The 13,229-nt window shown below is 31.8% G+C and carries 9 protein-coding genes; 8 read left to right on the forward strand and 1 reads right to left on the reverse strand.

Going from position 1 to position 13,229, the window contains the following annotated elements; genetic code table 11:
* Positions 1 to 101: 101 nt before the first annotated feature.
* Positions 102 to 1,466, reverse strand: a complete 1,365-nt coding sequence (locus NST87_RS05765; protein ID WP_019468625.1) for an amino acid permease — start codon at positions 1,464 to 1,466, stop codon at positions 102 to 104.
* A 352-nt stretch (positions 1,467 to 1,818) separates the two neighbouring features.
* Between NST87_RS05765 and NST87_RS05770 the strand changes: the two genes are divergently transcribed.
* From NST87_RS05770 to gap, 8 genes are all read left to right on the forward strand, one after another.
* The gene (locus NST87_RS05770) at positions 1,819 to 2,937 is read left to right on the forward strand and encodes a citrate synthase (RefSeq protein WP_019468626.1); all 1,119 of its coding nucleotides are present in this window, start codon (positions 1,819 to 1,821) and stop codon (positions 2,935 to 2,937) included.
* 50 nt (positions 2,938 to 2,987) lie between these two features.
* Entirely contained in the window at positions 2,988 to 4,256 is a 1,269-nt protein-coding gene (icd, locus tag NST87_RS05775) for an NADP-dependent isocitrate dehydrogenase (RefSeq protein WP_019468627.1), read from the forward strand.
* A gap of 420 nt (positions 4,257 to 4,676) precedes the next feature.
* Positions 4,677 to 5,387 (forward strand): response regulator transcription factor, encoded by a 711-nt coding sequence (locus NST87_RS05780; protein WP_019468628.1) that lies wholly within the window; start codon positions 4,677 to 4,679, stop codon positions 5,385 to 5,387.
* The gene (pnpS, locus tag NST87_RS05785) at positions 5,387 to 7,075 is read left to right on the forward strand and encodes a two-component system histidine kinase PnpS (RefSeq protein WP_040030008.1); all 1,689 of its coding nucleotides are present in this window, start codon (positions 5,387 to 5,389) and stop codon (positions 7,073 to 7,075) included. Before NST87_RS05780 ends, pnpS begins: the two co-directional genes overlap by 1 nt.
* Positions 7,076 to 7,432: 357 nt before the next feature.
* Positions 7,433 to 10,063, forward strand: a complete 2,631-nt coding sequence (gene polA / locus NST87_RS05790) for a DNA polymerase I (protein ID WP_040030009.1) — start codon at positions 7,433 to 7,435, stop codon at positions 10,061 to 10,063.
* A gap of 15 nt (positions 10,064 to 10,078) precedes the next feature.
* On the forward strand, positions 10,079 to 10,951 hold the full coding sequence (gene mutM / locus NST87_RS05795) for a bifunctional DNA-formamidopyrimidine glycosylase/DNA-(apurinic or apyrimidinic site) lyase (RefSeq protein ID WP_019468631.1): 873 nt from the start codon (positions 10,079 to 10,081) through the stop codon (positions 10,949 to 10,951).
* A gap of 15 nt (positions 10,952 to 10,966) precedes the next feature.
* On the forward strand, positions 10,967 to 11,593 hold the full coding sequence (coaE, locus tag NST87_RS05800) for a dephospho-CoA kinase (protein ID WP_040030010.1): 627 nt from the start codon (positions 10,967 to 10,969) through the stop codon (positions 11,591 to 11,593).
* 368 nt (positions 11,594 to 11,961) lie between these two features.
* A complete protein-coding gene (gene gap / locus NST87_RS05805; RefSeq protein ID WP_019468633.1) occupies positions 11,962 to 12,987 on the forward strand; it encodes a type I glyceraldehyde-3-phosphate dehydrogenase in 1,026 nt (341 codons plus the stop codon).
* Positions 12,988 to 13,229 lie beyond the last annotated feature (242 nt).

The raw sequence follows: 13,229 nt of genomic DNA on the forward strand, positions 1-13,229 counted from the left end.
TCCTCTTCCCATAAAGCAAAGCCCAAGACTATTTTATGTCTTGGGATGTTTTTATTAACTAATTGAAATAGTAAAGTGCTAATGCAAGATTAATGATGCAGTTATTTTACATCTGAACTTGCGATTTTTTTATATCTTAGATACATAAGACTCAGGATGATAAACCAAATAGGTGTTAAATAAACTGCTCTTCTTGTCTCTACATTTACAAAAAGTAAGCAAAAGACTAAAAAGAAGAACGCTAAAATGATATATCCTATATATTTACCACCAAATAATTTATAGGTAGCATTTTTGTGCATTTCTGGATTTTGGCGATGATAATTAATATAAGCAACTATGATTAGTGCCCAAACGACTAAAAACAACACTGTGGAAACGGTTGTAATATATGTAAATACTAAAGTTGCATTTGGAATAATGTAATTTAATAATGCTGAAATTAATAATAACGCACATGATACTAAGATAGCTATATGAGGTACTCCATTTTTGTTTGTTTTTTCAAAAATAGGCGGTGCTTGCTGTTGATTTGAAAGTCCAAATAACATACGACTGTTTGAAAATATACCGCTATTACAAGATGAAGCAGCAGCTGTTAATACTACAAAGTTAATGATTCCTGCTGCAAATGGAATACCGATTAAAGCAAATAATCTAACAAAAGGACTTTCTTCAGGATTAATATTGTTCCAAGGAATGATGGACATTATTACAGTCAATGCACCGACATAAAAGATTAAGATTCTTATCGGTACACTATTAATTGCTTTTGGAATGGTTTTAGTTGGATCTTTTGTTTCACCAGCCGTTACTCCGATTAATTCAATTCCTACAAAAGAAAAGAGTGCCATTTGGAATGACATTAAAAATCCACTAATTCCTTTAGGAAAAATACCATGTTGATATAAATTGGTTAATGATGTATGTCCAAATTGTGTGTCGTATGCCATGATAATCATTACCACACCAACGACGATAAGTGCCAAGATTGTAACGACTTTAATGATTGAGAACCAGAACTCTAGTTCACCGAAAAGTTTAGCACTCAGTAAATTTAATGACATTAAAATTAATACACAAAATAGAGCACTTATCCAATTAGGTATATGCGGAAACCAGAAACTGACATATTTTGCAACTGCTGTGACTTCAGCCATACCTGTAATAATCCAGCATAACCAATACGTCCATCCGGTAACAAACCCGGCAAATGAACCTATATATTGATTTGTCACATCAGCAAAAGATTTAAAATTTGTATTTGTTACAAGTATTTCTCCTAAGCCACGCATAAACATAAATAACATAAATCCTATAATGATATATGTAAGTAAAATAGACGGGCCTGTTAATGCTATGGTTTGACCAGCACCTAAGAAAAGTCCTGTACCGATTGCGCCTCCAATTGCAATTAACTGTATATGTCTATTGCTGAGTTCTCTTTGTAGCTGTTGTTTTGCCATAAGTTTTAACTCCTTTATTAAGTTATTTATTATTATGATACGCAATCTAAAATAAAACAATACTTTTTTATAGTTGTATCTCAAAAAAACCAGTGTAATATTATATTAATAATTTGTTATTAATCATGATAACCAATTAAAAACTTTGATAAATTGAAGAAAGGGTAATTACATATTAGAATGATGATATAACAACGTTCATTAATTAGGGCGTGTTTATGGGCATATAAACAAATTATCGTTTCTTAATGATTAATCAGGACTTTAAACGGAAATATTCACAAAAACGTAAATATTGGCTATAATAGTTTATGAAAGCCGTTTCATTATGAAATAGAAAAGGGGAATATATATGGCAGAGTTACAAAAAGGTTTAGAAGGGGTAATTGCAGCAGAAACAAAAGTGAGCTCAATCATTGATAGTCAACTTACATATGCTGGCTATGAAATTGATGATTTAGCCGAAAATGCTGAATTTGAAGAAGTTGTCTTTTTATTATGGCATTACAGATTACCTAATAAAGAAGAACTACAAACATTTAAAGAAAAACTCTTTAAGTATATGACATTAAATCCTAGAGTGTATAATCATTTTAAAGAATATGCTACTAGTAATGTACATCCAATGACAGCGTTAAGAACATCAGTGTCTTACGTTGCACATTTTGATGAACATGCTGAGGATGAAAGTGAAGATCAAACAATGGAACGTGCAGTGCGTATCCAAGCTAAAATCGCCTCACTTGTTACAGCGTATGCTAGAGTTAGAGAAGGTAAAGAACCTGTCAAACCTAATAGTGATTTAAATTATGCCGGGAACTTCTTATATATGTTACGTGGTGAATTACCAACAGATATTGAAGTTGAAGCATTTAATAAGGCATTGGTACTACATGCAGATCACGAGTTGAATGCTTCTACCTTTACTGCTAGATGTGCAGTGTCTTCATTATCAGACATGTATTCAGGTATTGTAGCAGCTGTCGGATCTTTAAAAGGTCCATTACACGGTGGGGCAAATGAACGTGTGATGAGCATGCTATCAGAAGTTAAGTCTATTGATGACGTAGACGAATACATTGATAATAAAATTAAAAATAAAGAAAAAATAATGGGGTTCGGTCACCGTGTATATAAAAATGGTGATCCAAGAGCAAAATTCTTGAAAGAGATGAGTAGAAAAATTACTTCAGAAACAGGTCAAAGTCAGTTATTTGATATATCTGTAAAAATAGCTGATAAAATGAAAGAAGAAAAAGGCCTTATCGCCAATGTAGACTTCTATAGTGCAACTGTATATCACAGTATGAATATTGAACATGATTTATTCACACCAATTTTTGCAGTTAGCAGAACTTCAGGTTGGATTGCACATATTCTTGAACAGTACAGAGACAATAGAATTATGCGTCCAAGAGCGCAATATATTGGTGAAACCAATAGAACATATGAACCAATTGAAGAAAGATAATTACGAATTAGCATTCTAAAAAATAATACAAATGACGGAGGTATTTTTACATGGCAGGAGAAAAAGTAGTAAAATCAGCAGAAGGGTTAACTGTACCAAATAATCCTATCATTCCTTATATTATTGGAGACGGTATCGGCCCAGATATTTGGTCAGCTGCTAGCAGAGTCATCGATGCAGCTGTAGAACAAGCTTATAATGGTGAAAAGAAAATTGAATGGAAAGAAGTACTTGCTGGTCAAAAAGCTTATGATGAAACAGGCGAATGGTTACCGCAAGAAACTTTAGATACAATTAATGAATATTTAATCGCAATTAAAGGACCACTTACTACACCAATCGGTGGTGGTATTCGTTCATTAAACGTTGCACTACGTCAAGAACTTGATTTGTTTACTTGTTTAAGACCAGTACGTTGGTTCCAAGGCGTTCCTTCACCAGTTAAACGTCCAGAAGATACTGATATGGTTATTTTCCGCGAAAACACAGAAGATATCTATGCTGGTATTGAATTTAAAGAAGGTACTCCAGAAGTTAAAAAATTAATTGACTTCTTACAAGATGAAATGGGCGCTAAAAATATCAGATTCCCAGAAACATCAGGAATTGGTGTAAAACCAGTTTCTAAAGAAGGTACAGAGCGTTTAGTGCGCGCAGCAATTCAATATGCTCTAGATAATAATCGTAAATCTGTAACTTTAGTTCATAAAGGTAATATCATGAAATTTACAGAAGGTGCTTTCAAACAATGGGGTTATGATTTAGCACATAATGAATTTGGTGATAAAGTATTTACTTGGCAACAATATGATGAAATTGTTGAAAAAGACGGTAAAGAAAAAGCGAATGAAATTCAAGAACAAGCTGAAAAAGACGGTAAAATTATTATTAAAGATTCTATTGCAGACATTTTCTTACAACAAATCTTGACGCGTCCTGCAGATCACGATGTTGTAGCTACGATGAATCTTAATGGTGACTATGTGTCAGATGCCTTAGCAGCACAAGTTGGCGGAATTGGAATTGCACCAGGAGCAAATATTAACTATGAAACTGGCCATGCGATATTTGAAGCAACGCACGGTACTGCTCCAAAATATGCCGGTTTAAATAAAGTAAACCCATCTTCTGAAATTTTAAGTGCTTCATTAATGCTTGAACACTTAGGTTGGCAAGAAGCTGCTGATAAGATTACTGAGTCTATTGAAAAAACAATAGCTTCAAAAGTTGTTACTTATGACTTTGCACGTTTAATGGACGGTGCAAAAGAAGTATCTACATCTGAATTCGCAGATGAATTAATCAAAAATATTAAATAAATGAACAACAAATACTATAACGAAGTATTTTTCAAATGAAGAAGCATAATTTTAGTTAAGAGCGAGGATATGAAATCATTTTTATAATGATTTCTATCTCGCTCTTTTTAATTTTGCTTGAATGCATGTTGCTAACTAGCAATAATTGGCCTTAATTTGGTTGAAAAGAAACAATTACTAGTTTGAATATAAAGTTAATGTTAAGTTAGTATTAAGATAAACAATATTATTTATTTAAAATGCTGGAGATAGGTTCATTGAAGAATTGTTTAAGAAGACGATACAAATTCTTTGTTCATTCTTTACAAATAACTAATTATTTTCTATTTATTAAGTTTATGTAAAAAAACTTTTAAGTATGTTATTTTTATTAAAATTTACGTTATAATTAATTTGTAATCATAAAATTGGAGGTATACTATGTCACAAAAAGTACTTGTAGTAGATGATGAGCAATCAATTGTAACCTTGTTAAAATATAATTTAGAGCAAGCTGGATACATAGTGGATGTTGCCTATGATGGTGAAGAAGCCTTAGAAAAAGTGAATACTGTAAATCCGGAATTGGTTGTATTAGATGTTATGCTTCCTAAGAAAGATGGTATCGAAGTTTGTAAAACAATTCGATCTGATAAAAATTTAGTACCAATTTTGATGTTAACTGCTAAAGATGATGAATTTGATCGTGTGTTAGGTTTAGAGCTTGGTGCAGACGATTATATGACTAAACCGTTTTCACCGAGAGAGGTTGTCGCAAGAGTTAAAGCTATTTTAAGACGCTCTGCAATGATCAATGAAGCAGTACCAGTTGAAAATGATGAGGATGATATTTTAATTGGTTCTATAAGAATTAGACCAGAATATTTTGAAGTTTATCGCGAAGATGAATTATTAGAGCTCACGCCTAAAGAGTTTGAACTGTTACTTTACCTTATTGAAAGACAAGGCAGAGTAATCACGCGAGAACATATGTTAAATTCTGTTTGGAATTATGAATTTGCAGGTGATTCAAGAATTGTGGATGTACATATAAGTCATTTAAGAGATAAATTAGAAGAGAATCCGAAACAACCTAAATTGATAAAAACAGTTAGAGGTTTAGGTTATAAATTGGAAAGACCTAAAGTCTAATGCTAAAGTTTAACCAAAGACTCTTATTTTTATTATGTACCATCGTTATCATTAGTTTTGTTGCATTAGGTGCAATAATTACACATGTCATTTATAATACTGTCATTTCGAGCCAACAAGGTGACTTAGAGCATCAAGCACAACATTTAGTTAGTTTATATAATCATGATAAAACAGATGAAATCAAAGATATTGCAAAAAATGAAAATTTCACATTTATACTCACGAAAGATAACGATGAAGTGTTTTCCACAAAAGAAAGGATCCAATTTAACGACGATATTAATAATGAAGCGAATCCATCTAAAATAGTTTACGATAAATTCGGGGATGATCGAAGATACACTTTTAAAACATCGATTAGAGATAAAGATGTGATTATCAGTGGTATTAATAATCAAATCCTAGAATTACAAATAGGTATATGGAAATATGTTGGCTTAATTGGATTATTTGTTTTGGTTATTATTTTCTTTGTCGTCAGAAGTATTAATAGAACTTACATTAGACCCATTAATGAAGTGACATATGCTACCAATCTTTTAGCTGAAGGTTATTATCATGTAAGAGTTCCAGAAAGTAATGTAAAAGAAACAAGGGAACTATTCGTCACCACTAATGAGTTAGCCAGAAGATTACAACGCTTAAATCATAAACAAAAGTTGCAATCTAATCGCTTGAAAACAACGATAGAAAATATACCTAGTTCAATTTTAATGATTGATAAATATGGCGAAATTGTAATTGCCAATAAATCGTATTACGATGTGTTTAGTCCAGACAATGTTGTAGAACATAAAAGTTATATTGATTTTATAGATCCAGAGATACAGAAGTTAATCGCTGCAGCATTTAAAGTTGAAAAACCAACATATGATCAAATCGAATTGACGATTGACCAGGTCCATCAAAAATATTTTGACACTGCATGTATTCCAATTTTATCTAAAAATAAAAAAAATCTTTATGGTATGGTTGTTGTGCTACATGATATTACGAATTTGAAAAAGTTGGAAAATTTAAGACGTGAATTTGTGGCTAATGTATCTCATGAATTGAAAACACCAATCACATCTATAAAAGGATTTGCCGAAACACTGTTAGACGGTGCAAAAGATGATGAACAAACATTAAATGACTTTTTAAAAATTATTTCTAAAGAATCTAATCGTATTGAAACATTAGTATATGACTTGTTAGATTTATCTCATGTTGAAAAACAAACACAATTGGAAACAGAGCCAACAAGTTTGTCTGAAATTGCTGAATCAACAATGAGACATATGCAAAATATCGCAGAAAGTAAAAATATAACAATCGTTAATGAAATTGCACCAGATATTATTATAGAAGCGAATAAAGATAAAGTTTCGCAAGTAGCACTTAATTTACTTTCGAACGCAATAAGTTATTCTAAAGTATCTGGACAAGTCATCGTGCGTGTTTTCAAAGAAGGTAATAAGCGCATGCTTGAAGTTCAAGATTTTGGTATTGGCATTAGCAAACAAGATCAAAAACACATATTTGAACGCTTTTATCGTGTAGATAAAGCACGTAGTAGAGATTCTGGAGGTACTGGTCTAGGTTTATCTATTACGAAACATATTATGGAAGCACATCAAGGTAGAATTAATGTGTTTAGTGAACCGGAAAAAGGTTCTACCTTTAGAGTCACATTTTTTGAATAAAATAATATCTGCAATCGATTTAACCATAATTGGTCAAGGTTAAATCGATTGTTTTATTTTGTGACTGTAAAATTCAATGAAAGTATATATTTAATCAATTTGATGATGCTTGTGTTGTCATGTACATGCGTAAAGGTGCACAGAAGGAATAAGATAGAGGATTAATTGAGCAGAGACTCATGCGCTTGCATCAGTCGTACAAGTACATAAAATTAAAAAGTATGCCTTTATCAGTGACTACCAATCTAATGCTAATTAGTTGAGAAGCTCAATTTGACGCAACGTCATCGAATGAATACGGATTGTCCTATAATTTATGATAAAATGAAAAGTAAATATGTGTTGGAGGTTAAAATATTGAATAAATTAATTTTAATTGATGGAAACAGTTTAAGCTTTAGAGCTTTTTATGCGTTACCATTATTACAAAATAAAGCTGGTATTCATACGAACGCCGTTTATGGTTTTGCAATGTTGTTGGAAAAGATAATTAAAGAAGAACAGCCCACACATTTTTTAGTCGCTTTTGATGCTGGGAAAACAACATTTAGACACGCGCAATATAGTGAATATAAAGGTGGACGACAATCCACTCCTCCAGAGCTTAGTGAGCAATTTCCATACGTGAGACAGCTATTGGATGCATATCGTATTAAACGTTATGAATTAGAAAACTATGAAGCAGATGATATAATAGGTACATTAAGTAAACAAGCTAATCAAGAAAACTTCCAAACAATAATCATTACAGGAGATCGTGATTTAACACAGTTAGCAACCGATGATGTAACCATTTATTATACTAAAAAAGGTGTGACAGACGTCGATCATTATACACCGACGTTTATAGCTGAAAAATATAATGGTCTAACACCGAAACAAATTATCGACATGAAAGGTTTAATGGGGGACACTTCAGATAATATTCCTGGAGTAGCTGGTGTCGGTGAAAAAACAGCAATTAAACTATTGAAGCAATTTTCAACTGTTGAAAATGTATACGATCACCTAGATGAAGTATCAGGAAAAAAACTGAAAGAAAAACTTGAAAATAGTAAAGATGATGCTTTAATGAGTAAAACATTAGCAACCATCAATTGTGATAGCCCGATTGATGTATCGTTAGAGGATACAAAATTACCGGATCATTCAGATACTGAGGATAAAATTGAACTATTTAAAAAGTTAGAATTCAATCAACTCTTAGATCAGATGGATGCTTCAAATAATGTAACTGAAGTGCAAGACATGGATATTGAAATAGAAGATAATTTTACAAACGTTGATTTCAACTCATTAGAAGCAGCTACTATCCATTTTGAATTGGATGGTGCCAACTACTTAAAGGATAATATTTTGAAATTTGGTTTGTTTGATGGTCAACATTATGTTGTAGTTAATGCAGAACAATTAACTCAGAATCAATCATTAATTGCTTGGCTTGAAGACGATAAAACTGAAAAGATTGTTTATGATGCCAAAAAATCTTATGTTGTTGCACATCGACTTGGTATTAGTATTAAGCATATTGTGTTTGATGTGATGTTAGCAAGTTACATTATTGATCCTTCACGCACAATTGATGACGTGAATTCTGTGGTGGCAAACTATGGTCAACATTATGTCCAATCAAGTGTAGCGATATATGGAAAAGGCAAGAAAAAACATGTCCCTGCAGATGACGTATTAAATCCTTATGTGGGGTCTATTATCAATGCTATCAGTCAAGTTAAACCAAAAATTCAACAACAATTGGATGAATATAATCAAACCGATTTATTGTATGATTTAGAATTACCATTAGCACAGATATTAAGTGAAATGGAAGAAACTGGAATTTATACAGAAATCAGTGAATTACAACAAATGGAAACAGAAATTCAAAGTAAATTAGATGTCTTAATAGATAACATCTATGACGCTGCTGGTGAAAAGTTTAATATTAACTCACCAAAACAATTAGGTGTCGTATTATTTGAAACATTAAAATTACCTGTGATTAAAAAGACTAAAACAGGATACTCTACTGCAGTTGATGTGTTAGAACAGTTGCAAGGGGAACATCCAATCATAGAGTATATTTTAGAATATAGACAATTAGCGAAATTACAATCAACGTATGTTGAAGGGTTACAAAAAGTGATTGCTGAAGATAATCGTATTCATACTCGTTTTAATCAAACATTGGCTCAAACAGGGCGTTTATCATCAATTGATCCAAATCTTCAAAATATACCAGTGCGTTTAGAAGAAGGTAGAAAAATTAGAAAAGCATTTAAATCAAGTGATAAAAATAACGTTATATTTTCAGCGGATTATTCACAAATTGAATTAAGAGTATTGGCACATATAACGCAAGATGAAAGTTTGAAACAAGCGTTCATCAATGATGAAGATATCCACACGGCCACAGCAGTAAAAGTGTTTGATGTGGATCCTGAAAATGTAGATAGTTTAATGCGTAGACAAGCAAAAGCCGTGAACTTTGGTATCGTATATGGTATAAGTGACTATGGTTTAAGCCAAAGTTTAGGTATAACTAGAAAACAAGCTAAAAAATTCATAGATGATTATCTAGATAGTTTCCCTGGCGTCAAACAATATATGGAAGACATAGTTAAAGACTGTAAAGCACAAGGCTATGTAGAAACACTGCTTCACAGAAGACGCTATATTCCAGATATCACTAGTAGAAACTTTAATTTAAGAGGTTTTGCTGAAAGAACAGCGATGAACACACCTATACAAGGTAGCGCAGCAGATATTATCAAACTTGCGATGGTACATTTTGCTAATGAGGTTAAACATACAGATTTTCATGCTCAGCTATTATTACAAGTTCACGATGAGTTGATTTTTGAAGTACCAAAAGAAGAAGTAAATGATTTTGAAAAATTCATTGAAAAAATAATGGATAATGCATTGAAGTTGGATGTTCCATTGAAAGTTGAATCTAGTTATGGACAAACATGGTATGACGCGAAATAGAAAGAGGGGAATATAGTGCCTGAACTACCTGAAGTTGAACATGTTACAAGAGGAATAAGACCTTTTGTACAAGGGCAAAAAATTGAGGATATTATTTTCTCTGATAAAGTGATAGAAGGGAAAAATAATCAAAAAGAAACGATTATTAAAGGTCTATCTTTAGATACATTCAAAAATTTTACTAAGAGTTACACGATTAATAATATTGAAAGACGTAGTAAGTATATTGTCTTTTATATTCAAAATAATTCAACACAACGAATTCTAATTAGTCATTTAGGTATGGCTGGTGGTTTTTTTGTTGTAGATGATTTAGATGACATTAGTGCTCCTAATTATCGTAAACATTGGCATGTTATTTTTAAATTAGATAATGACAAACTATTAGTTTATTCAGATATTCGCAGATTTGGAGAGATTAGAAATGTTGCTTCATTTGAAGGATATCCATCATTTTTAGAAATCGCACCAGAACCTTTTGAGAAAGAAGCATTACCACATTATATGTCTTGGTTTGATAAAAAATTATATCAAAATAAACCAATCAAACAAATGATACTAGACCATAGAGTGATTTCAGGTTGTGGTAACATCTATGCTTGTGAAGCATTGTTTAGAGCTGGCATTCACCCAGCACGTATATCTAAGGATTTAAATCATCAAGAAAAAGAAATGTTATTTTATTATGTTCGAGAAGTACTAGAAGCGGGTATAAAATATGGTGGTACTAGTATTTCAGATTATCGTCATGCGGATGGAAGTACTGGTACAATGCAACAATATTTAAATGTATATAAACAAAAGACATGTAAAGTGTGCGGAAATGATATTGAGACACAAATTATTGCAACACGCAATAGTCATTTCTGTCCTGTATGTCAAAAATGAAGGAAGAGTGAAATTATGCCTAAAGTTATTGGATTAACTGGTGGTATCGCATCAGGAAAATCAACTGTTTCAGAATTGTTAACAGCACATGGTTTTAAAATTGTAGATGCAGATATTGCATCACGTAAAGCAGTTGAAAAAGGCTCTGAAGGGCTTGAACAAGTTCGTGCAACATTTGGAGAAGAAGCAATTGATGAAGATGGTAATATGGATCGCGGGTATGTAGGAGATATCGTCTTCAATTATCCCGAAAAAAGATTAGAATTAAATGAAATCGTCCATCCTATTGTTAGAAACATTATGGAACAAGAAAAAGAAGCATTTTTAAAAGATGGCTATAATGTAATCATGGACATTCCTTTACTTTATGAAAATGAATTGCAAGATACAGTAGATGAGGTATGGCTTGTTTATACTTCAGAAAGTATCCAAATAGATAGATTAATGCAACGCAATGATATTTCTATGGAAGATGCAAAGGCACGTGTTTATAGTCAAATATCCATAGACAAAAAACGCAGAATGGCAGATCACGTCATCGATAATCGAGATTCTAAATTAGATTTAAAACAAAACTTAGAACAATTATTGACCGATGAAGGCTATATTGAAAGTGAAACAGGTCATTCGCAAGAAATATAAAAATAAATATAAAATGTGTGTAATAAAACATACACGCTTAATTCCTTCAAAGTGGACAATTAATAAATGAAAACTTTGGAGGGATTTTTTTACATTTATAACGATTTGTAACATGCAGATTATGGAGAAATAATAAGAATGTGAAACTACAGGATTGAACTATATCATCAGGCAAGCATGCACGAAAATCACAGGATAGAAATATCAAAGCAATAAATGATGATTTCATAAAAATTTAATCATTTAGAAAACTATAATTTTAATTGTTTTAAGATTTTTAAATTTTATTCAAGAAAACGCTTTCGCATTTATCGATTTATGTTATACTAATTCCATAAAGTATAACACTAAAACGAGGGGTGCTTCGAATGACGACAAATATTGCAATTAATGGAATGGGTAGGATAGGTAGAATGGTATTAAGAATAGCGCTTAAAAATGAAAATATGAATGTAGTCGCGATTAATGCTAGCTATCCACCGGAAACAATTGCTCACCTAATCAATTATGATACAACACATGGTAACTACGATTTAAAAGTAGAACCTATTGAGAATGGTATAAAAGTCGATGAACATGAAATTAAACTTGTAGCTGACAGAAACCCAGAGAATTTACCATGGGCTGAACTTGATGTAGATATTGTAATTGAAGCTACTGGTAAATTTAATCATGGAGATAAAGCAGTCGCTCATATTACTGCTGGAGCTAAAAAAGTATTGTTAACAGGACCATCAAAAGGTGGAGATGTTCAAATGATTGTTAAAGGTGTAAATAATGATCAATTGGACATTGAAAAATATGATATCTTTAGTAATGCGTCTTGTACAACGAATTGTATTGGACCTGTAGCTAAAGTGCTTAATGACCAATTTGGTATTCAAAATGGTTTAATGACAACAGTACATGCCATTACCAATGATCAAAATAATATCGATAATCCACATAAAGATTTAAGACGTGCTCGTTCATGCAATGAAAGTATTATTCCTACTTCGACAGGTGCTGCTAAAGCACTAAAAGAAGTTTTACCTGAACTAGAAGGAAAACTTCACGGTATGGCTTTAAGAGTGCCAACTAAAAATGTATCATTAGTTGATTTAGTAGTTGATTTAGATAAGAGTGTGACAGTAGAACAAGTTAATGATGCTTTCAGAAATAATACGTTAGAAGATGTGATTGCTACTGAAGATGCGCCACTTGTATCTATGGATTTTAACACAAATCCACATTCAGCTATTATCGATACGCAAAGTACAATGATAATGGGTGATAATAAAGTAAAAGTGATAGCTTGGTATGATAACGAATGGGGTTATTCAAATAGAGTTGTTGATGTCGCTGAAGAAATTGGTCAATTATTAAAAAATAATGTATCAACTGTTGTTAATTAAGAGTGCAATTATTATTAGTGTTTTACATGGTTATTGCTTTGTAATTGCTTAATCAAGAAAAATAATTTATTGTTAACTTATATCTAAACCTCTCGTTAAAGTGAAATAATAGTTTCACTTTAACGAGAGGTTTTAACTTTAAATATGAAGAACCAGTGAATCTAAATAGGTAAATGAAATTATTGTGTAATACCATTCTTTTGTGACTTAATGATTTATAGTATAATGAATGGTAATCAAAT

This window comes from Staphylococcus sp. FSL W8-0271 (genome assembly GCF_038006605.1).
Lineage (GTDB): Bacteria > Bacillota > Bacilli > Staphylococcales > Staphylococcaceae > Staphylococcus > Staphylococcus cohnii.

Excerpts from the sequence above, each read along its gene's own strand:
- coaE (WP_040030010.1), top strand. The coding sequence starts at position 10,967 with ATGCCTAAAGTTATTGGATTAACTGGTGGTATCGCATCAGGAAAATCA.
- icd (WP_019468627.1), top strand. The coding sequence starts at position 2,988 with ATGGCAGGAGAAAAAGTAGTAAAATCAGCAGAAGGGTTAACTGTACCA.
- NST87_RS05770 (WP_019468626.1), top strand. The coding sequence starts at position 1,819 with ATGGCAGAGTTACAAAAAGGTTTAGAAGGGGTAATTGCAGCAGAAACA.
- NST87_RS05765 (WP_019468625.1), bottom strand. The coding sequence starts at position 1,466 with ATGGCAAAACAACAGCTACAAAGAGAACTCAGCAATAGACATATACAG.
- gap (WP_019468633.1), top strand. The coding sequence starts at position 11,962 with ATGACGACAAATATTGCAATTAATGGAATGGGTAGGATAGGTAGAATG.
- NST87_RS05780 (WP_019468628.1), top strand. The coding sequence starts at position 4,677 with ATGTCACAAAAAGTACTTGTAGTAGATGATGAGCAATCAATTGTAACC.
- pnpS (WP_040030008.1), top strand. The coding sequence starts at position 5,387 with ATGCTAAAGTTTAACCAAAGACTCTTATTTTTATTATGTACCATCGTT.